The sequence below is a fragment of the Bacillus sp. FSL R9-9497 genome (assembly GCF_038005805.1).
Lineage (GTDB): Bacteria > Bacillota > Bacilli > Bacillales > Bacillaceae_G > Bacillus_A > Bacillus_A cereus.
Window position 1 is genome coordinate 3,266,613 of the sequence record NZ_JBBOTY010000001.1, and the last position, 22,273, is coordinate 3,288,885.

Below are 22,273 nucleotides of genomic sequence, written 5' to 3' on the forward strand. Positions count from 1 at the left end.
TCAAACATTTTCATTCACTTAATCAAAAACAATCTCATTTGCATAAAACATGAATACTGTATAAATAATAAATTTTTATTTTAGGAGGAAAAAATGAAAGCTGTTATTCTTGCTGGTAGGTACGGTACAAGAATTGGGGAAGAAACACATTTAAAACCGAAACCTATGATTGAAATTGGAACAAAGCCCATTCTATGGCACATTATGAGTTTGTATAGTCATTACGGGATTACTGAGTTTATTATTTGCTTAGGCTATAAAGGATATGCAATTAAAGAGTTCTTTCTAAATTACAACTTACACATGTCTGATTTCACAATACAGTTAAACGATAATACAATTACTAGCCATTCTCATCGTGTAGAACCATGGAAAGTTACACTAATCGATACTGGTGTAAATACCGAAACGGGTGGCCGAGTGAAAAAGATTCAAAATTATGTCGGAGACGAACCTTTCTGCCTCACTTATGGTGATGGATTAAGTAATGTAAATATAAAAGAACTTATTACATTCCATAAAAAACATGGAAAAATGGCTACTGTTACTGCCGTACAACCTCCTGGTAGATTTGGTTCTCTCATATTAGATAAACAGTCTGTAACATCTTTTCAAGAAAAACCATTAGGTGATGGCGGATGGGTTAACGGTGGATTTTTCGTTTTAAATCCTGAAGTTTTCAATTACATTAGTGGAGATAAGTCTGTTTTTGAAACAGACACTTTAGTTCAGTTAGTAAACAAAAATGAATTGGCCGCATATCAACATTCTGGTTTTTGGCATCCGATGGATACATTGCGCGATAAAAATAAATTAGTCGAGCTATGGGAAAGTAATAACGCTCCGTGGAAGGTTTGGTAATATGGCTTCATCATCTTTTTGGAATAAGAAAAAAGTATTTATTACAGGACATACTGGATTTAAAGGCTCCTGGCTCACCCTTTTCTTAAGTTCTTTAGGTGCAGAAGTAGTAGGCTTTTCTTCTCATCCCCCATCCATTCCTAACATTTTTGAACAAGGTAACGTAGCAAAAGAGTGCACGACAATGAAAGGCGATATTACAGATTACCATTCTTTATTTCATGCCATGAAGCAGCATAAACCTGACATAATATTTCATTTAGCAGCTCAGCCAATCGTAACCGCTTCATACAAAAATCCTATCGATACATTCAAAACGAATGTTTTAGGTACTGTCCACGTGCTAGAAGCAGCAAAGTCCGTCGAAAGCGTACGTGCCATTATTAATGTGACAAGCGATAAATGTTATGAGAATGACGGTAGTGGCGACCGAGCGTTCGTGGAAAATGACCGACTAGGAGGTTTCGATCCTTATAGCGCTAGTAAAGCTTGCGCTGAAATAGCGGCAACATCCTATCAAAAATCATTCTTCCGCACTAATACCCAGAAACTCGCCTCAGTCAGAGCTGGTAACGTCATCGGCGGTGGTGATTGGGCAGAAGACCGATTATTCCCTGATATCATTCGGGCATATTTGCACAATCATACTTTGTGTATTCGAAACAAATATGCCGTCCGTCCGTGGCAACATGTTTTAGATCCTCTACATGGCTATATCCTTTTAGCTGAGAAACTTTGGAATGATGCTAAATATGCAGAAGCGTGGAATTTCGGCCCAATGAATGAACCTAACAGAACCGTTCATGATGTCATTAAATCTGTAATAAAATTATGGAATAACCCACTAACAATCATTTCCTCCTCTACAAATACTCCTTATGAATCACCTGTTTTAACACTCGATAGTACAAAAGCAGTAAACAAACTCGGCTGGACTCCTAAGTTATCAACAGATGATGCTATCGCTTGGACTGTTGATTGGTACAAAAAATATGCATCTGGTGAAAATATAGAATCTTTCACACGACAACAAATCGATGCATTCAAAAATTTATAAGGAGGCTATAAAATGGAACAGAAAAAATGCCGTTTTTGCCACTCATTACTAACCAACACTTTTTTAGATTTGGGCGTTTCCCCTCTTGCTAATTCATTTGTAGCTCCTGAAAGCTCATATAAAATGGAACCTTTTTATCCGCTGCACACATTTGTTTGTAACTCTTGTTTACTCGTACAGCTAGATGAATTTGAATCCCCACAAAATATTTTCCATAACTATTTATACTTCAGCTCTTACTCCTCAAGTTGGCTACTACACGCTAAACAATATGTAGAAATGGCGATTAAGCGTTTCAACTTAACGAAACATTCAAAAGTGATTGAAATCGCAAGTAACGATGGGTACTTATTACAATACTTTAAAAAAGAAAATATCGAGACATTGGGAATTGAACCCGCGAAAAACGTAGCAGAAATTGCTATCAAAAAAGGAATTCCTACTCATGTGAATTTTTTCAGTAATGACTTAGCAAAAAAATTGCCACAAGCTGATTTAATCGTCGCAAATAACGTATTAGCACATGTTCCAAACTTGCATGATTTTGTTGCCGGTTTAAAAACGTTATTAAAACAAGATGGCACGATAACAATTGAATTCCCACACTTATTAAACCTCATATCCTTTAAACAGTTCGATACTATCTACCATGAGCACTTTTCCTACTTCTCACTTATAAGCCTTCAAAAAGTTTTAAGTTATCATCATTTACAAATTGTTGATGTAGAAGAACTTTCAACGCATGGTGGTTCCTTACGGATTTTTGTAAACCATCTAAGTGCCCAATCAACTATCCATTCCAATGTTACAAAATTAATTCAAAAAGAAGTCGACCACGGGTTAGATACTTTAGATTGCTATCTCCTTTTTTCTAAACGCATCGAACAATTGAAAATAAATATTTTAAAGTTTTTTATTGAAGCGAAAGCTTTAAACAAACAAATTATCGGTTACGGTGCTCCAGCTAAAGGAAACACCCTTTTGAATTATTGCGGGATAGGTAAAGAATTTCTAGCTTATACAGTAGATAAAAATCCTCACAAACAAAATCTCCTTTTACCAGGAACTCGTATTCCAATAAAATCTCCAGCAGAAATTAAACGTACAAAACCGGATTACATTCTTATACTTCCTTGGAATTTGAAAGACGAAATTATGAAAGAATGCTCTTTCATTCGTGAATGGGGCGGTAAATTTTTAGTGACGGTTCCAGAAATTGAGGTGATCGAGCCATGAAGAAAGTTGTTGTAACAGGTGGTAGTGGCTGGATAGGTAAATATGTTGTACATTCACTTATACAAAAGGGATATGAAGTGCACGCCACGTATAATAAAAATAACCCCTCTCACCTCCCTTGCCATTGGCATAAAGTAAACTTGCTTCGCGATGACGAAGTAAAACAATTCATTTCGGATGTTCAGCCTAGCCATCTCATTCACCTTGCTTGGGAAGCGGTGCCACCAGCATGCTATGTATCTATTAATAATTACTATTGGCTAAAGTCTAGTATTTCATTGATTCAACACTTCACAACATGCGGCGGAAAGCGTGTTGTCGTTGCAGGTACTGGCGCAGAGTACGAATGGTTTAACGGCGTATTATTTGAAGATTCACCGCTCCTTTCCTATAAAACCCCGTATTCTTTATGTAAAAATGCACTGCACTCCTGGCTAGAAACGTATGCACAACAAACAGGCCTCAGCATGTGTTGGGGCCGCATTTTTCATATGTATGGACCTCACGAACAAGGTAATCGGCTCGTTTCTAACATTATCACTTCCTTATTAAAAAACGAGGAAGCACTATGTACACATGGAAAACAATCGAGAGATTTCCTCCATGTGAGTGACGTCGCTGACGCTCTTGTAACAATATTAGAACACAGCGTTACAGGCACCATCAATATCGCTTCTGGTCAATCTGTACAAATTAAAAAGTTAGCTTCTATCATTGCTAAAAAGATAGGAAAAGAACATTTAATTAAACTAGGTGCAATCCCTTTCTCTAAAGATGAACCTTTATTTGTCGGGGTTAATGTAGAACGTTTAAAAACTGAAGTAAACTGGAAACCAACATACGATCTAAATACAGGAATTGAAGAAACAATTTTATGGTGGAAATCATTTATACAAAAACATAACGATATGCATCATTAAAACGTAAATCCTTCGTTCCTCTCGCTAATTCCTTATACCATTCTCCTAATCTTTCCGACGTAATAATATGATGCGTCCCCATTCCCCCATGCTTACTAGCTTCAGAAAGAGTCGGACCAATTTGTAACTTTCTCTTTCTCATCGCATCGTTCCACGGACTAAACCCAAACCATAATATACAGGCAAGAGGTGGATAAATCATCGATTCATGCGCAGATAAATGTCTTCCAACCGTATAACTTCCATGCTCATGATTATGAATAAATCTACCTCTTCTCCATAACGGCCAATCTTCTGGTAAATAACCATGAAATCGCTGTTTCATTAAAGGTATTCCAAAGTTAAGGTCCGGATAGTTGTAGTTAGGATCATCAACCATAATAAGCCCGTCCAGCCAATACATCCTCCCCCCCAATTCATTTAGCGATTTCCAAAACTGATTTTTATCTTGCACGCAAAGAAACTCAGTCGTATTTAAAATCATTTTCCATCCTTGTACTTCTTGTTCTATCCTCATCACTTCATGATCTGTCGCATATGCATCAAACTCTGGATTTACAGAATCTCGCACCTCCCAATGCGGTGCGAATTTTTTACAAATCTCAACGGAACGATCTGTTGAACCTTTATTAATTAAAATACCATGATCAAAAAGTTTCGTATGATGCATAAGCCACCATGGCAATAAATACTCTTCATTGTAAAAATGTGAAATAACGGTTGTAGTTATAATAATCTCCTCCTCTTTCTCTATTAATCTACTTTTTATCCTACAACCAATATACTCATAAGCAAAAATATGTTTCCTAATTATTGATCAAATATTATTATTAATATTTTTGTAAGTTTTCCTTTGGTATCCAGCCCTTCGCACCAAACCCATCCATTCAATTCTTCTAATCCGATTAATCTTTCTCCAATACTCACATTTAATTCTTTCGCAGTATATTGTTTTATAATAATTCCTGTTCCATTCATATCTTTTCTTATAATTTGCTCCGGAACCCATCCTTTCCGGTTATACTTCTCTTCGTGACAAAACATCCAGTTTTCCCAGTTTTCCGGACCAGCGTAACTCTCTATCATTTTCACTACATCCCCCTCTTCTAAGCGAATTGGATTAGGATAATTGCTAACATGTGATTTTATAACGATATATTTCATAACAACCTCCAATAATCAGAAAATTAAGTTATAATATCATTATAACTTAAAGAGGAGGAATGCACGCATGTACTACAACACTTCATTCGAAAACGATCAACCTGTAGGCCGTCTATAAACTAAGACGGGCAATCATATAACACATACACTACGCCTCGTCTTAGGGAACTCATAATACCCTAAAAATAGACGGAGGTACTTTACATGAAACAAACAATTTTAGGAGCTATATATTTATCACTAGCAGCAAGTATATGGGGCGGTATGTATGTTGTTAGCAAATACGTACTCGATTTTATCCCACCACTAACACTCGTTTGGCTACGCTTTATTATCGCTTTTGTTGTTTTGTATGGCATTTTAAAACTAGCTGAGAAAAAGCAAAAGAAAAAAGTAACCATTCGCAAAAAAGATTGGCTCCTCTTCGCTTGGATTGGATTTATCGGCTATTTCATTTCGATCACATGCCAATTTATCGGAACAAAATTATCCGACGCTCATACAGGCTCGTTAGTTACATCAGCTACACCTGCATTTATGGTTATATTTGCAGCGCTCATTTTGAAAGAGAAACTAACTGCTCGTAGACTTTTATCTACTATAATAGCGACAATCGGTGTCATTATCGTAATCGGATGGGACATTGAAATTGGCTATTATTTTATCGGAACAATCATTTTAGTTGGAGCCGCTATTACGTGGGCTTTACTATCTATTTATGTAAAAACCGCTTCAGCTCGATTTTCATCTTTAGTTATTACAACGTATGCCATATTCTTTTCACTCTTTTTTATTACACCTTTTATGATATGGGAACTACAAACATCCTCTATCGGAACAGTAAATACGTACGTAATATTAGGCGTATTATACTTAGGAATCGTCTCAACAGCAGGTGCCTTTTTCCTTTGGAATAAAGGATTAGAATTAATGGATGCAAGCATCGGTTCCTTATTTTTCTTCTTCCAACCTATCGTTGGATCATTACTTGGCTGGCTCTTATTAAATGAGACATTAAATAGTAACTTTTTCATTGGTGGTATTCTCATTATATGTAGCGTTTTCATTACTACTTTTGAAAAGAAATAAAAAGCAGGCAGAGATTCTTAGTCTCTGCCTCTTCGCATAATTGGATCTTGGTCGTGAAAACCAATACAAATCGGTATATTACTTTGCACTTCACTACGTACACTTATAAAACTACACAGCGTTTTAGCAATTAAATATAAAGTTATACCGACTGCTTTTTCACTTGTGTCAAAGCCATTTTCAGTATACATATCTGCTAATTCTACAGACCCCGGCCCCTCAATATTATATGTCCATTCAGATGCCCAATCGTCATCCTCTTCTTCCATTGGAAAATACTCCTCACAAATATAGAACTGACTATCCCATTCGTTATCAAGGTCATACTCAAAATAAATCGCTTTTGCTTCTTCATTAGTAGCCCTTTCTACAGTTGCATCCAAACCTACTCGAATACTTTCCTTATATGATTCTAAATCAATTACTTTAATTCGCTCTGCACATTCTGTAGACGCCAACATGCAACAAATATCATAATACTTCGCTTCTATTTGCTCTACTGCTAACGAAAAGACATCCTCTTGCATCTCTTCTAAATACTGAAATATATCCACACTAAACACTCCTCACTCTTTACGCACTCCAATGCGATGGACGGGACAATAATTTCGGTAATTTCGTATGCTTATCCCCTCTCGCAGCATTAACTTGAACTTGCGTCAGAAAAATACTATTAGTAAAATCAGCCCCGCGAATATCTGCATCTCGCAAATCTGCTCCGATGAGATCTGCTCCTCTTAAATCTGCTCCATTTAAGTTAGCCGCAATTAAATAAGCTCCTCTTAAATTTGCACCTTGTAAATTTTTCTTTTTCAGATTCGCTCCCATAAGGTCTGCTCCACGGTGAATGATTCGTTTCTTACGCGCAGTATTCATTTCCTTCCATACTAGTTCGCTCGTTTCTAAAAGGAGAATGTTCACCTCTGCCCTATGCATTGGAACATTTATTTTCATTAACTCATCTGGATTTAAATTCGAAAGTCGCTCTGTCTCCTCAATTGCGTTCTCCAGCTCTTTATGAATTGGCTGTGTTGCCTTTAAAAGAATCGCCTCATTCAAATACCAAAGCATTTCATGAAGTTGATGCATAACCGGAAAAGCATCGTACATTTTTCTTGCATGCTTTGCATCTTTCCGCCAATCAATTCCTTTAAACGTACCCTGAGAAATTTTCTGCCCAGCACCGAAACATTCAAATACTGTACAACCTTTATAACCTTTTCCTCTAAGATTTTTATGTATACTACATTTAAAATCTGATTGTAAGTTGGAACATGGTTTACCACCATCTTTATTCACCGCAAAATCTACTGATGCTGCGAACGGTAACGCCACGCAACATAGACCGAAGCATTTTTCGCAGTTTGCTTTTAAATGATCATTATGATTAGTCAAAATCTATACCCCCTGTTGTCTTTTGACTATTTCATAATATTCCAACTGTAATAAATAATCAATTTTAAAATAAACCGGCATCTTTCGTTTCAATTCATAACTTTATCATTCGATTTCCTTTCAATTGAAAAGGACTATTTCTATTTAATGAATTATAATTAAATTATAAATTTTCTAACTAAAAGGAGACTTATTATGGCACTAGAAATGAAAACAAACTGTCAAATTTGCGATCAATCGCTCGAACAAGATTCTGAAGCATACATTTGTGTATATGAATGTACATTTTGCGCACCATGTACAGAAGAAAGACAAAACGTTTGTCCAAACTGCGGCGGCGAATTAGTACGTAGGCCGAAAAAGAAACAATAAAAAGCAAAGCGATATCGCTTTGCTTTTTATTGTTTTCTGAGTATATGAAATTATATCGAACACAACTTAAACATTTAAAAACTTCACACAAACAGGCTCTGGCACAGCAACATCAGATTGTAAAAGTGTTAACTTTCCTGTAGATTCATCTCTTGAAAATAGCACAAGATTATGTGACTTTTCATTTGTAGCAACAAGAAACTTTTCAGTAGGATCTAATACAAAGTCCCTCGGCCAATTTCCTTCTGTAGATGTATGTTCCACAAATGCAAGCTCACCTGAGTTTTGATCCACACTGAAAACAGCAATACTATTATGACCACGATTACCTGCATATACAAAGCGGCCGTCAGAAGAAATATGGATAGCACTGCCTTGACTATTTTCATCAAATTGTTCTGGAAGAGTAGAAATATACTGTAATTCTGTAAAGGATCCTTCTTCCGAGTTATATGTTAACGCAATAACCTCTGAACTAAGCTCCGTCATTACATAAGCGTATTTTCCATTTGGATGAAAAGCAATGTGTCTTGGTCCACTTCCCGGATTCACAGACAGGCTATTCACTTCTATTAATGTACTATCTTTTACTTCATACGTAATTATTTTATCTATCCCTAAATCAACACCTATCACATATTTTTCATCAGGAGTATATCCCGCGTAATGTGCATGTGGTTTTTCTTGTCTTTCTTTATTCGGACCTGAACCTTCATGCGCCATAATAGATGAAGCAGGATTTACAGTTCCATTTTCTTCATTTACTTCAAAAGACTCAATCGTTCCTTTATGGTAATTTGCTGTAACTACTGTATGATTTCCACTATCAACACTAATATGACAAGGAGAAGCCCCTTCTACTACTTGTCTATTTTTCGCTTTTAGTTCTCCAGTATGACTGTCAATGGAATAAGCAGCTACACCGCCAGATTCGCCTTCCTTAACAACGGAATAGAGATATTCATTATTTCGGTTAATCGTTACATATGTAGGGTTATCCAACTTAGCGGCAAGTGTTACATTACCAATTTTTTTTGCTTCCGTGTCTAAAATAAACTTATATATTCCTTCACTATTTTCTTTCGTGTATGTTCCAACATATCCGATAAACTCTTTGTTATCCTTCATTTTCATAACCCTCTCTCCCTATATTTTTCATTCATCATACTTCTTAAAATATTTTATGTTGAAAGAGTATCCTAAAAAATCGGAGTACCTCTTTATACGTTACCATATTTTCTTGGTAAATAGCTTTTAAACCCACTTTTTTTGATACGCTGCTATACTTTCATATTCTTCTTCCAATTGACGGGACAGACGAATATAGATTGGCGTTAAATCTTTATATTTCTCCACACTTTCCATGTTTGGCTCATGATGAAAATCTGCACCTACCATTTCAGAAACTACGGATAATGTATCTATTTCACCTAAACTATATAAACCGAGGATTGCAGCTCCTAAGCAAGAGCTTTCGAAACTTTCAGGAACATATACGTCTTGATGGAAAATATCCGCCATCATCTGTCTCCAAAGTTCCGACCTTGCAAAACCGCCTGTCGCTTGAATTTTTTTCGGTTCGCCAATTAGTTCTTTTAAAGCGAGAAGAACTGTATATAAATTATAAATTACCCCCTCTAAAACAGCACGGATAAGATGTTCTTTCTTATGATGCAATCCGAGTCCAAAGAAAGATCCTCGTGCATTTGCATTCCATAAAGGAGCTCTTTCCCCTGCTAAATACGGGTGAAATAATAAACCGTCAGATCCAGGATTCACTTTTGCTGCTATTTCAGTAAGCACCTCATATGGATCTTTTCCTAAGCGCTTTGCAAGTTCAATCTCTGAAGTGCCCAATTGGTCACGAGCCCATCTGAAAATCATACCACCGTTATTAACTGGACCACCGATTACCCAATGGTCTTCAGTTAACGCATAACAAAAAATTCTACCTTTTGGATCTGTTACAGGACGATTTGTTACAGCACGAATCGCACCGCTTGTACCAATTGTAACAGCCACAACGCCAGGGTCTATTGCATTTACACCTAAATTAGATAGTACTCCATCACTCGCTCCTACTACAAAAGGCGTAGAAACAAGTACATTCATCTCTTTGGCAAACTCTTCATCTAATCCTGTTAAACTGTGCGTTGTTGGAACAAGCTTTGAAAGCTTTTCATCTGTAATTCCTGCTACATGTAAAGCCTCTTCATCCCACTTTAAAGATTTTAAATTGAACATTCCTGTCGCTGATGCTATAGAATAATCAATTACATATTCTTTATATAACTTATAAAAAACATATTCTTTAATAGAAATGAATTTATAACTTTTTGCGAATAACTCTGCTTGCTCATTCTGTAGCCAAACTAATTTCGAAAGTGGTGACATCGGATGAATTGGTGTCCCAGTACGAAGGTAAATTTCATGACCATTCATATCATTCTTTATTTTCTCCGCCCAGCTTGCACTTCTATTATCTGCCCAAGTGATACATCTCGTTAACGGCTTTCCCTTTTCATCTACAGCAATGATACTATGCATTGCTGAACTAAAAGAGACACAAAGAATATCATTCGGCTGTACACTACTTATTCGTACAGTTTCTTTAATCGTATTTATTACTGCATGAAAGATTTCTTCTGGGTCTTGTTCTGCTGTTTCAGGTGTAGGAGAATATAAAGGATATTCAATTCCATGACTAGCAATAACAGATCCATCAGTAGAAAATAGAACTGATTTTGTACTAGTTGTCCCAATATCTACACCAATCATATATTTTGAGCTCACCATCTCTTCCTCCTAACAAAAAATTGCTACAGTATCCCACCATAAAAATACATTCCTTTTATCTATTGATAACGTTGTAAGCCATAATTATCTAAATAGAAACATCTTTATCTTAAACAAACATATCGAGTAGTAAAACGCCTCCAAAAGCGATAAATGAAAGTAATGTTTCTAATACTGTCCATGTTTTAAATGTTTCTTTCACTGTTAAACCTAGGTATTCTTTTACCATCCAGAACCCAGCATCGTTTACGTGAGAAAACATTAACGCTCCTGCACCTGTTGCAATGACGAGTAATTCTAAATTCACACCTGTCGTATTTTCAACGATTGGCGAAACGATACCGGCTGCTGTTGTTAAAGCGACTGTCGCTGACCCTGTCGCAATTCGAATTAACCCAGCTACTATAAATGCTAATACAATTGGAGATAGAGCTAAATGCTCAGACATTTGAGCAATAGCATTCCCTACCCCACTATCGATGAGAATTTGCTTAAATCCCCCGCCAGCACCAATAATCGCAACAATTGAACCGATTGGTAATAAGCTATCTTCTGTTATCTTCTTAATAGCTTTTTTATCGATACCTTGACGAAATCCAAGAAAATAGAACGCCGCAAAACATGCAATCAATAGTGCAATTATAGGACTACCGATTAATGTGACAATCTTCATCAAAGTATTAGAAAGAGGCACATAAGGAGCTGCTGCAGCTAAAACCATTAACATAACAGGTAACAATATAACTAAAAATGAAACTCCTATTCCTGGTAATTTCGTTGATTTTGTATTTACACGAATCAATTCCGGCTCATTTTCAGGAATTACACGTTTGTGAATCCATTTCGCAAATATAGGACCTGCAATAATCGCTGCAAAAAATGTAATAATGAGTGAATACATTAGTACCTTCCCAAGATTCGCTTTATAAATACCAATTGCAACTATGGCCCCTGGATGCGGAGGAACAAGGCCGTGTACGACAGATAGCCCAGCAATTGCTGGTAATGCTATCAATAAAATATTTTGTTTCGTTGTTTTATGAATTGAAATTACTAACGGCAGTAATATTAAAATGCCTACTTCAAAAAACACCGGGATTCCAATAATAAAACCTGCAATTAACATCGCCCATGGTAAGTTTTTTATCCCAAAGGATTTAATAAAGAACTCTGCCACTTGCATTCCAGCACCTGACTCTGCCATCATTTTCCCTAAAATTGTACCTAATACTAAAATACCTACTAAATGCCCGAGAACACTGCCGACTCCCGTTTCATAAGCACTCACTATTTTATCCATTGGCATCCCAGACATAATTGCTAAAAACAAACTTGCAATCGTTAAACTAATAAATGCATGCCATCTCCACCACGATACCCCTAAAATAACAATTACGATTGATAATAATGTAATCATTAAAAGGTACATATTCATACGCAATCCCCCCTTTATGTAAACCTTTTCAAATTTCTATATAATAAAAAAAACCTATATAGTTCTTACTTGAGTAAAAGATACCTTTACATATTGATATAATACACTTAAAAGCATCTTCACATCATAATGATTGATATAAAAAGAATCTCCCTTATCAGAGATACAATTTAACTCACCTCTCTGATAAGGGGATTTCTCTTCCATAATTATAATGTTATTGTGATAAACGCTTCGCGCGATCAATTTTCCCTTTTTTAAAAGTGAATGACACTTTCTTCTCTTGCTGTTTTCACGTAGTAAGACTACAAACTCAGTATCCACTTTAAACGATGAAGTTACTTAGGATTTGTCTTCTCATGAAAAACAATTTTCGGAAAGCACCTTCACTTTCATAACATTATAATTTAGGCGCTTTCGCCCAATCAGCAGCAAATTTCTCAATACCTTGGTCTGTTAATGGGTGCATAGCAAGTTGTTCAATTACTTTATAAGGGATTGTTGCAATGTGAGCACCTGCCATCGCTACACGAGTTACATGATCTGGATGTCTGACAGAAGCCGCAATAATTTGTGTATCTAATTGATGAACATCGAATAATTCAGCAATTTTAGCAACTAATAGTACACCATCTTCAGAAATATCATCTAAGCGTCCTAAAAATGGAGAAACGTACGTTGCACCTGCTCGAGCAGCTAAAAGTGCTTGGTTCACAGTGAAAATAAGTGTAACGTTCGTTTTCACACCTTTTTCAGTAAGGTAGCGACAAGCTTCTAATCCAGCTAACGTCATCGGAAGTTTAATTGTAACTTTTTCATCGCCACCGTTAATTTTAATCAGTTCTTCTGCTTGAGCAATCATTTCTTCAGCTGTAACAGCATCTGGCGTTACTTCTGCCGAAACAGATTCAACTTTAGGAACCGCCTGACAAATTTCTGCAATACGGTCTTCAAATTTAATGCCCTCTTTTGCTACTAAAGAAGGATTCGTTGTAACACCAGCTAAAACTCCAAGTTTATATGCTTTTTTTATATCCTCAAGATTTGCAGTATCAATAAAAAATTTCATGATTAATTCCCTCCAGTTTTTAAACGTTGATGAGTTACATGTTTAATATGCTTATCCCGTAAAAGCCCGATTTGTGTGGAATGAAGCCCCTACTTATTAAAGTTTCACTTTATTTCTTTTCTACTGCATGTCCACCAAATTCATTGCGCAGAGCTGCTACAACTTTTCCTGTAAATGTATCATTGTCTAATGAGCGGTAGCGCATTAATAGAGACATTGCGATAACAGGAGTTGCTGTTTGAAGGTCTAATGCTGTTTCTACTGTCCATTTTCCTTCACCAGAAGAATGCATAACACCCTTAATCTCATCCAGTTTTGCATCTTTAGAAAATGCATTTTCTGTTAATTCCATTAACCAAGAACGAATGACTGAACCGTTGTTCCATACTCTTGATACTTTTTCATAATCGTAGTCAAATTCACTTTTCTCTAGAATCTCAAATCCTTCACCAATAGCAGCCATCATACCGTATTCAATTCCGTTATGAACCATTTTTAAGAAGTGACCACTACCAGCTTTTCCAGCATATAAGAATCCATTTTCTACAGCAGTATCGCGGAAGATAGGTTCAACGATGTCCCAAGCTTCTTGATCTCCTCCGATCATGTAACAAGCACCATTACGGGCGCCTTCCATTCCGCCAGAAGTTCCTGCATCCATAAAGTGAATGCCATCTTTCTTTAATTGCTCATATCGGCGGATAGACTCTTTATAATGTGAATTACCAGCTTCAATTAAAATATCTCCTTTTGATAAAAGTGGTGTAACCTCATCAATAACAGAATCAACAACAGCGTGTGGTACCATTACCCAAAGAATTCTTGGTGATTGTAATGACTGAACAAGTTCACCTAAACTAGATGTACCTGTTGCCCCGTACTCTTTCATTTCTTCTACTGCGCTCGTATTTAAATCAAATGCTACTACTTCATGTTTATGATCCATTAAATTTTTCCCTAAATTTAATCCCATTTTACCTAACCCAATTAATCCTACTTGCATAATATAATTCCTCCTCAAATCATCTTTTATTAAAAATCCATATCACTACAATCTGGAATACCTTTCAGCACTGAAATTTTAATATGTACAGAAAGGTATTCACAGTCATAGCTTAAGAATTCAACACATTTTTTGTAATTTGAACAACATTTTCTGTCGTAAATCCAAATAGATTCATGACTTCAGCTCCAGTACCTGAAGCTCCAAATGTTTCAATTGATAGTACTTTTCCTTCTTGTCCTACATAACGTTCCCAACCGAGAGATACACCCATCTCAAGAGATACTCGTTTCGTTATAGAAGACGGAAGAACGGATTCTTTATATTCGTTCGATTGGTGATTGAATAGCTCCCAGCTCGGCATTGCAACGATGCGAACAGAAACTTGATCTTCTTCTAATTTTGCTTTCGCACTAGCAGCTAAGGATACTTCAGAACCTGTCGCAATTAAAATCACATCCGGATTTTCATTCGTTTGTGTTAATACGTAAGCTCCTTTAGAGAGATTCTCTATGTTCGCTTTCGTTTCATTAAACACCGGTAAATTTTGACGACTCAGTACTAAAACGACTGGACCATCCGTTTGCTGTAAAGCATACGCCCAAGCACTTGCTGTTTCATTTGCATCTGACGGGCGGATAACTGTTAAACCAGGAATTGCTCGAAGAGCTGCCAATTGTTCAATTGGTTCATGCGTTGGACCATCTTCTCCTACAGCAATCGAATCATGTGTAAATACGTAAGTAACAGGTAACTTTTGCAGTGCAGCCAGTCGAATGGACGGACGAAGATAATCATTAAATACAAAGAATGTACTTACGAAAGGTTTTACTCCTCCATGAAGCGCCAATCCATTCGCTGCAGCGCCCATTGCATGTTCACGTACACCGAAATATATATTTCGTCCAGCATATGATTCTACTGCATATACTGCTTCACCTTTTATATCTGTCATCGTAGAATGAGAAAGATCCGCACTTCCACCGAAAATAGAAGGAATCGATTTCACATAATGATTAATAGCTTCCCCACTTGCAACACGAGTGGAAATCGTTTTTTCAGTATCAAAAGATAGAATGTCTTTCGCTTCAATTAAAACCTCACCTGTAATCGCTTTTTCTAATTCATCTGCCAGTGTAGGATTCGCTTCTCTGTATAAGTTGAACTGCTCATTCCAGTCATTGTCTTTTTCAATACCTTTTTGTTTTAGTTCATTAAAATGAGCTTTTACTTCTTCAGGTACAAAGAAATCTTCCTCATAATTCCAACCATACACTTGTTTTGTCGCTGTCGCTTCTTCTACTCCAAGCGGATTACCATGTGCTTTGTTCGTTCCAGCAACTTTTGGACTTCCATAACCTATAATGGTTCTAATTTCTATAAGAGTAGGTTGATCCGTATTTTCTTTCGCTGATTGAATAGCTTTTGTAATCGCATCAACATCGGTTCCATCTTCAACTCTTACATATTGCCAATGTACAGATTCTGCCCTTTTCTGAATATCTTCAGAGAAAGCAATGCCTAATTCACCATCAAGTGAAATTTCATTTGAATCATACAGTACAATTAACTTGCCAAGTTTCATATGTCCTGCCATTGACATCGCTTCATAAGCGACACCCTCCATTAAGTCACCATCTCCGACTAAAGCATACGTATTGTGATCTATAATAGAGTGACCATCCTTATTGAACTTCGCTGCTAAATGAGCTTCTGCCATTGCCATTCCGACAGCATTAGCAATCCCTTGTCCTAACGGGCCTGTAGTCGCTTCAACTCCAGGAGTATGACCAAACTCAGGATGTCCTGGTGTTTTACTATTTAACTTTCTGAAGTTTTTCAAGTCATCAATTGAAACATCATATCCAGCTAAATGAAGTAAGCTATATAACAGACTTGATCCATGTCCCGCCGATAAAACGAAACGATCACGGTTAAACCATTCTGGGTGATTAGGATTGTAATTTAAATGATTCGCCCATAATGCATAAGCCATTGGTGCTGCTCCCATCGGAAGACCTGGATGACCTGAGTTTGCCGCATTAATAGCATCAATCGATAACGTACGAAGTGTATTCACTGCTAATTGATTTATGTTTTGTGTCATAGTAATCGTCCCCCTAAATGCTTTCATTAAAGAAAGTACTTATTTTTCCGTCTCTTGATCTAACCACCATTTAAATCCACTTTCTTGTAACAGTTCATTAGACGCTTCTGGACCATATGAACCAGACTCATATTCATGAAGCGGTAATAAGTTTTCCTCGAACGCTTCAAGAATTGGTTGTACCCATTCCCATGACAATTCAACTTCTCTCCAATGTGCAAAGAATGTAGCGTCTCCACTCACAGCATCATGAATGAGTCTTTCATACGCTTCAGGTACTCCCACATCCGCTTGCTCACAAGTAAAGTTAATACGCATCGGTTCAATTTCTCCATTTTTCAATGGATTTTTACTGTTTAACTGTAATGAAACGTTCTCACCTGGGCTAATTTCAATTATTAATAAGTTAGGTGCTGCATTTGGATTATTATCTTGATATTGCTGTTTTAACGTATTTTTAAACTCGATTACAATACGAGTAGACTTTTCTTTCATTCGTTTGCCTGTTCGTATATAGAAGGGAACGCCAGTCCAAAATGGATTATCGATCCACAGGCGAGCAGCAACAAATGTGTCTATGTTAGAAGAAGGATTTACTCCTGGTTCCTCTTTGTATGCTACAACTTGCCCGCCTTTTATCTCACCTGCAGCGTATTGTCCGCGAATGATATGGCTTTGAACGTCTTCTTTTTTCACTTTACGAAGCGTTTCCATTACCTTTCGCTTTTCCTCTCGAATTTCACATGCATTAACCTTTTCCGGCAGATTCATAGCAGTCATCATTAATATTTGTAACATATGATTTTGAACCATATCTCGAATGGCCCCTGCCTGGTCATAATATCCTGCCCTTTCTTCAACCCCAACTGTTTCACTCGCTGTGATTTGTACATTCGCTATATGTTCTTTATTCCAAATTGATTGGAGAACAGGATTTGCAAATTCTAATGCCTCAAGATTTTGAATCATCGGTTTACCTAAATAATGATCAATACGGTATATCTCGTCTTCTTCAAACGTGCGACTAAGCTTATCGTTAAGCTCACGAGCAGATGTAAGGTCGTGCCCGAATGGTTTCTCAATCATCAGACGTTTCCATCCATCCGTTTTATCAAGTCCGCTTTCCTTAATATTTAAAGCAATGGTCTCGAAAAATTCAGGAGCAACGGAAAGATAAAACATTCTATTTCCTTTTATATGTAATTCTTCTTCCCTTTCACGAACGACTTGTAATAACCTCTCATAGTCTTCTGGCTTACTCACATCTAATGGACAATAGCGAAAATTATCTAAAAAACCTTCCAGTTCTGGAGTACCTTCTTCTCTATGACGGGAAAACGTCTCTATTGATTCTTTTATTCTTTCTTGAAAATCTACATGAGATACTTGACGTCTCCCAAGCCCGATAACGGATATTTGCTTTGGAAGCTTTTGATCTCTATATAAGTTATATAGTGCGGGGTAAATTTTGCGTTTCGCTAAGTCCCCTGTCGCTCCAAATAAAACAAAGGTCATTGATTCCAATTTCAGTCCCCCTCTTGTTGTATAATCCTTGTCAATATTTTAAAAATGAATTGTACAGAAGCTCATGTTTTATAAAAACAAAGAGTTATCAAATTCCAATTCTTTTTATACCTTTCGCTTTTTAATTGTCCCCAATATTAATAGTGGCAATTCAAAGCATTTCTACCACAACTTACTTATTTATAGAATTTAACAAAACATTTTATATCTGATTACTTTTAGTAATTAAATAATCTTATGTCTAATATATTAATCACATAAATTATTATCGTCAATAAAAATGTCTTGAATTACATACGATTTATTTCGTAATAATTTTCTAAGTGTATTCCTAGTTACCATTCATTTTCAAAGATAATGATCGTTATAATAAATATCAGTTTCATCTAAATCTTCAATTAATTTTGCGTTAAACTCACGAGCAGACATTACATTATAATCAAAAGGCTTCTCTATAATAAGACGATTTAATCCTTTTATAGCTCACAATCCACTTTCCTTAATATTTAAAGCAATGACATCAAATACTTCTGGTATAACAGATAGGTAAAACATGCGGTTTTCAGGAATGTTTAATTCTGTTTCACGCCTCTTTACAAGACTAAACAAATCTTGATAGTCCTCTACATTCGCTGTATTTAATTGACAATAACGAAATGTGCTAATGAATCCTTCTACTCCTGATTCGTCATCAGTAGATCTTCTAGAAAATATAGCAATGGATTGTTCTACCTTTGTTTGAAATTCCACATCTGACATTACCTTTCTACCAATACCGATAATTGAAATATACTGCGGTATATTTTCATTACTAAATAGTTTGTATAAAGCAGGGTGAATTTTGCGTTTCGTTAAATCCCCTGTCGCTCCGAATAAAGTGAAACTTTAATCAGTGGAGGTTTTGTTCATCCCCACTGATTATTAGCCTTCACCAATCGGGCTTTTACGGGCAGTTGATCCTCCACCTAACTTCTGCTTCCGCTGAATTTTTAGGCGGGGGTCTTACTGCCCGGCAAATAGCGGGATAAACATAATGAATAAATCATGTTGCAAAAATAACATCTACCCTTTCTTCATAAAGCTTTACAATTGCTTTCGCAAGTACGTTACATTATTTCACGTACTTTCCCCTTCTCTATATAAAATTCTCACTAACAAAATTCAAAATATTATACTTATTTTTCGTACTTTGCTATGCTATAACCACAAACAGGAGGTATAAACTATGAAAGCACAAATTATCCATTCTTTTGGGGATTCATCTGTATTTCAATTAGAAGAAGTTTCAAAACCAAAACTTTTACCAGGTCATGTTCTAATCGATGTAAAAGCAACAAGTGTAAATCCAATCGATACAAAAATGCGTAGTGGTGCCGTTTCAGCCGTCGCTCCTGAGTTTCCAGCTATATTACACGGCGATGTAGCTGGTATTGTTATTGAAGTAGGAGAAGGTGTTTCGAAATTCAAATCAGGGGATAAAGTATACGGATGTGCCGGAGGTTTTAAAGAAACTGGAGGTGCACTTGCAGAATTTATGCTTGCTGATGCACGATTAATTGCTCACAAACCTAACAATTTAACAATGGAAGAAGCTGCTGCTCTACCATTAGTTGCAATTACAGCTTGGGAATCTTTATTTGATCGTGCAAATATTAAACCTGGTCAAAATGTTCTCATTCATGGAGCTACTGGTGGCGTAGGACACGTAGCCATTCAACTAGCTAAATGGGCAGGCGCTAAAGTTTTCACAACAGCTTCTCAGCAAAACAAAATGGAAATAGCCCATCGTTTAGGAGCCGATATAGCTATTAATTATAAAGAAGAATCTGTTCAAGAATATGTACAAAAACATACGAACGGAAACGGATTTGAAGTTATATTTGATACAGTAGGCGGCAAGAATCTTGATCATTCTTTTGAAGCTGCTGCGGTCAATGGAACTGTCGTAACTATTGCAGCTCGTTCAACCCATGACCTCTCTCCTTTACACGCAAAAGGACTCTCTCTGCACGTTACTTTTATGGCATTAAAAATATTACATACAGATAAGCGTAATGATTGCGGAGAAATCTTAACAAAAATAACGCAAATTGTAGAAGAAGGAAAACTTCGTCCATTGCTAGATTCTAAACCTTTTACGTTTGATGAAGTTGCACAAGCACATGAATATTTGGAGTCAAATAAAGCAATAGGTAAAATAGTTTTGAAAAACGTTTGGTAACTTTCACTAAATAATACAAATAACAAATGTTTGTTGTTGGAAAATAACAGCGAGATCGCTTCGCCTTATCTTTTTCTTAAAAGGCGTGCCACAACCTTAAAAGCTTTCCATCCTTTACAACAAATAAAAAAATAACAGCTAAATTTTGAGGTGGGGGTCTTACTGCCCAGCAAATAGCGGGATAACATTCAAAAAAACCTTGCAGAAAAATTCTACAAGGTTTTTGTCTATAAATACAAATTAATCACTATATTAAAATGAAAGAGTTTGTAATTCATCACAATAATATTAAATATACGCTGTTTTAAAGGCTTGTTGGACAGCTTGTACTTCTAATGAGTCTTTACCATATAAGTTCGTTGCTACACGAATACAAGCTTCTTTTAATTCTTTAAAATCAGAAGTCATATTTAATTCATCCGTATTTGCATAATAGAAAATATCAAACATTTTATCTTCTCCAATGCCATGTATGTTTACTCCATTATGGCTTCCACCACTAGCAATCAAGTAAGCTACTTTATTAATAATGCTAGAGTTCGTGTGTACACCACCATGATCGTGGTCAGCATCAATAGGTAAGTTATTATAATGCCTATAATCCTCTGGATATCTAGAAGAGATAGATGATGGGTTTTTCATATCTCTAAAAATACGACCTGATTGTTCTCCCATTGTCCAATTGAACTTTCCGTTATTGGCATACTTTTCAACTGCTACTCCTAAAATATCAGATAACGCTTCATTAATTGCACCAGCTTCTCCTGCGTACTCAAGTCCAGACTCATTTCTTGTAACCGCGTGTGTAAATTCATGTCCTGCCACATCAAATGCTCTAACAATTGGATCTCCGTATACTAGCATAGCGCCATTACTAAATGCATTAAACCACTGCTTAGGATTTCCTTTATTCGTACCATTTGTGTTCCAACCATGAACGACAGAAATTACTTTTTGTCCGTTATTATCAAAGCTGTTACGGCCATATTTTTCTTGATAAAAATCATATACTTTCGTTGCTAAATAATGGGCACTAACTGCTTTAGGATCTGTAAAATTTGTAGAATTACTTGTTACTAAATCATCGAGATAACCCCATACATTTCTTCTATAATTATTATAATCTTTATAATTAGCAGTATATGTTTCAATTCCCTTACCACGAGAATAATCTGCAAGCATGTACGTTCCATCACTTCTTTGTGTAATTCCAAACGTACGATTAATACCTAAGTCATCTTTTCCTGTACCTGTTAATTTTGAAGGATCTGTTGATTTATTTGATGTCGCAGATTGGACAATACTACTCTCTACTTGTATACCCAATTTTTGAACGAGTTCTTTTAATAGATTACCACCAAAAGCATCAATTAATACTGTACCGGATACATATTCAGGTGTAGATGCACTAAAAGTAATTTGATATGCGTTTGTAGCTTTATTTGTATTTTCATCTACATATACCACTTGTTTAATTTCTGGTTCTTCAATAAATGTGAGATCATTTCCATAGATGTTGAAAAGCTGTTTCTTTGCATCCTCTTCTGATAGAGTAATAGGTTGTTTCAAATCTTCCTGTTGTTGTAAATCTTGAGCACTATCTCCCGAAACGCTCGTAAGTACACCATCATCATTAATATGTGCTGTTAGTTGATATCCGTATACATCACGTCCTTCATACGTTTGTTGAAGACGTACCAATGTAGTACCATCATAAGATTTACGACTTTGCGTAACATTATAATTAACTTTGGATTCCGTATTAACTTGCTTTGATGATAATGCTTGTTCTGTTTTTCCTTTTAGTGCATCCTTTGCTACATTTTCTGCCGAATTTTGAGAAGGTGCTGTTAAATTACCTGTTCGGAACGTATCTTCCTTTGTTTCCACTTTTAAATCTTCTGTTTCCGCATGTACTCCTCCATAAGGCATAATCGCCGATAACACCACTCCTGTAGTTAAACCTACCTTTACGAAATTATTCATATTTTTACTCCTTTATAATCGTATTATTAAATTAAATA

The 22,273-nt window shown here is 36.2% G+C and carries 18 protein-coding genes and 2 pseudogenes; 7 read left to right on the forward strand and 13 right to left on the reverse strand.

From position 1 onward, the window contains the following. Window positions 1–93 precede the first annotated feature (93 nt). Genes rfbF through MKY21_RS16835 form a run of 4 tightly spaced genes read left to right on the forward strand, consistent with a single transcriptional unit; the run spans window position 94 to window position 4,074 of the window. Window positions 94–861, forward strand: coding sequence for a glucose-1-phosphate cytidylyltransferase (gene rfbF, locus MKY21_RS16820; protein WP_341076944.1), 768 nt, complete (start codon window positions 94–96; stop codon window positions 859–861). A gap of 1 nt (window position 862) precedes the next feature. Continuing rightward, entirely contained in the window at window positions 863–1,918 is a 1,056-nt protein-coding gene (gene rfbG / locus MKY21_RS16825) for a CDP-glucose 4,6-dehydratase (protein WP_000168655.1), read from the forward strand. Between the two features lie 12 nt (window positions 1,919–1,930). Next, window positions 1,931–3,154 (forward strand): class I SAM-dependent methyltransferase, encoded by a 1,224-nt coding sequence (locus MKY21_RS16830; protein WP_000435776.1) that lies wholly within the window; start codon window positions 1,931–1,933, stop codon window positions 3,152–3,154. Further along, window positions 3,151–4,074 carry an NAD-dependent epimerase/dehydratase family protein gene (locus MKY21_RS16835; protein ID WP_000758375.1) on the forward strand — a complete coding sequence of 308 codons (924 nt, stop codon included), beginning with the start codon at window positions 3,151–3,153 and terminating at the stop codon, window positions 4,072–4,074. The genes MKY21_RS16830 and MKY21_RS16835 overlap by 4 nt, the downstream gene beginning before the upstream one ends. Here MKY21_RS16835 and MKY21_RS16840 read toward each other — a convergent pair. Together MKY21_RS16840 and MKY21_RS16845 are read right to left on the reverse strand one after the other, a co-directional pair. Then, window positions 4,043–4,843 carry a glycosyltransferase family 2 protein gene (locus tag MKY21_RS16840; RefSeq protein WP_076774856.1) on the reverse strand — a complete coding sequence of 267 codons (801 nt, stop codon included), beginning with the start codon at window positions 4,841–4,843 and terminating at the stop codon, window positions 4,043–4,045. The genes MKY21_RS16835 and MKY21_RS16840 overlap by 32 nt on opposite strands. Window positions 4,844–4,904: 61 nt before the next feature. Beyond that, window positions 4,905–5,238 (reverse strand): annotated as a pseudogene (locus MKY21_RS16845) (SH3 domain-containing protein). 204 nt (window positions 5,239–5,442) lie between these two features. Between MKY21_RS16845 and MKY21_RS16850 the strand changes: the two are divergent. Next, window positions 5,443–6,327, forward strand: coding sequence for a DMT family transporter (locus MKY21_RS16850; protein WP_000814764.1), 885 nt, complete (start codon window positions 5,443–5,445; stop codon window positions 6,325–6,327). A gap of 17 nt (window positions 6,328–6,344) precedes the next feature. On the opposite strand, the gene MKY21_RS16855 is transcribed toward MKY21_RS16850, so the two are convergent. After that, a complete protein-coding gene (locus MKY21_RS16855; RefSeq protein ID WP_341076948.1) occupies window positions 6,345–6,881 on the reverse strand; it encodes a hypothetical protein in 537 nt (178 codons plus the stop codon). A 19-nt stretch (window positions 6,882–6,900) separates the two neighbouring features. Beyond that, window positions 6,901–7,722, reverse strand: coding sequence for a pentapeptide repeat-containing protein (locus tag MKY21_RS16860; protein ID WP_000181428.1), 822 nt, complete (start codon window positions 7,720–7,722; stop codon window positions 6,901–6,903). A gap of 195 nt (window positions 7,723–7,917) precedes the next feature. Here MKY21_RS16860 and MKY21_RS16865 point away from each other — a divergent pair, with 195 nt between their 5' ends. After that, a complete protein-coding gene (locus MKY21_RS16865) occupies window positions 7,918–8,094 on the forward strand; it encodes a DUF1272 domain-containing protein (protein ID WP_001162791.1) in 177 nt (58 codons plus the stop codon). Window positions 8,095–8,160: 66 nt separating this feature from the next. Here the strand turns inward: MKY21_RS16865 and MKY21_RS16870 are convergent, their stop codons facing one another. The 8 genes and pseudogenes from MKY21_RS16870 to MKY21_RS16905 all read right to left on the reverse strand — a co-directional run. Beyond that, window positions 8,161–9,228: a lactonase family protein gene (locus MKY21_RS16870; RefSeq protein WP_201144460.1), complete on the reverse strand. Its 1,068-nt coding sequence runs from the start codon at window positions 9,226–9,228 to the stop codon at window positions 8,161–8,163. 120 nt (window positions 9,229–9,348) lie between these two features. Next, entirely contained in the window at window positions 9,349–10,890 is a 1,542-nt protein-coding gene (gene gntK, locus MKY21_RS16875) for a gluconokinase (protein WP_000254931.1), read from the reverse strand. A 109-nt stretch (window positions 10,891–10,999) separates the two neighbouring features. Next, window positions 11,000–12,325: a gluconate permease GntP gene (gene gntP, locus MKY21_RS16880; RefSeq protein ID WP_001057623.1), complete on the reverse strand. Its 1,326-nt coding sequence runs from the start codon at window positions 12,323–12,325 to the stop codon at window positions 11,000–11,002. A gap of 400 nt (window positions 12,326–12,725) precedes the next feature. Continuing rightward, window positions 12,726–13,394, reverse strand: a complete 669-nt coding sequence (gene fsa, locus MKY21_RS16885; RefSeq protein ID WP_000667676.1) for a fructose-6-phosphate aldolase — start codon at window positions 13,392–13,394, stop codon at window positions 12,726–12,728. Window positions 13,395–13,503: 109 nt separating this feature from the next. Next, complete coding sequence (gnd, locus tag MKY21_RS16890) at window positions 13,504–14,397, reverse strand: phosphogluconate dehydrogenase (NAD(+)-dependent, decarboxylating) (RefSeq protein ID WP_001195922.1); 894 nt, start codon at window positions 14,395–14,397, stop codon at window positions 13,504–13,506. Window positions 14,398–14,509: 112 nt separating this feature from the next. Next, window positions 14,510–16,504, reverse strand: coding sequence for a transketolase (gene tkt / locus MKY21_RS16895; protein WP_044795200.1), 1,995 nt, complete (start codon window positions 16,502–16,504; stop codon window positions 14,510–14,512). A 39-nt stretch (window positions 16,505–16,543) separates the two neighbouring features. Continuing rightward, a complete protein-coding gene (gene zwf, locus MKY21_RS16900) occupies window positions 16,544–18,028 on the reverse strand; it encodes a glucose-6-phosphate dehydrogenase (protein ID WP_000445362.1) in 1,485 nt (494 codons plus the stop codon). Between the two features lie 348 nt (window positions 18,029–18,376). Beyond that, a pseudogene (locus MKY21_RS16905) lies at window positions 18,377–18,913 on the reverse strand (glucose-6-phosphate dehydrogenase); the annotation flags it as partial. Window positions 18,914–19,253: 340 nt separating this feature from the next. Between MKY21_RS16905 and MKY21_RS16910 the strand changes: the two are divergent. After that, a complete protein-coding gene (locus MKY21_RS16910) occupies window positions 19,254–20,249 on the forward strand; it encodes a zinc-dependent alcohol dehydrogenase family protein (RefSeq protein WP_000647253.1) in 996 nt (331 codons plus the stop codon). A 288-nt stretch (window positions 20,250–20,537) separates the two neighbouring features. On the opposite strand, the gene MKY21_RS16915 is transcribed toward MKY21_RS16910, so the two are convergent. Continuing rightward, complete coding sequence (locus MKY21_RS16915; protein WP_341076960.1) at window positions 20,538–22,235, reverse strand: M4 family metallopeptidase; 1,698 nt, start codon at window positions 22,233–22,235, stop codon at window positions 20,538–20,540. Window positions 22,236–22,273 lie beyond the last annotated feature (38 nt).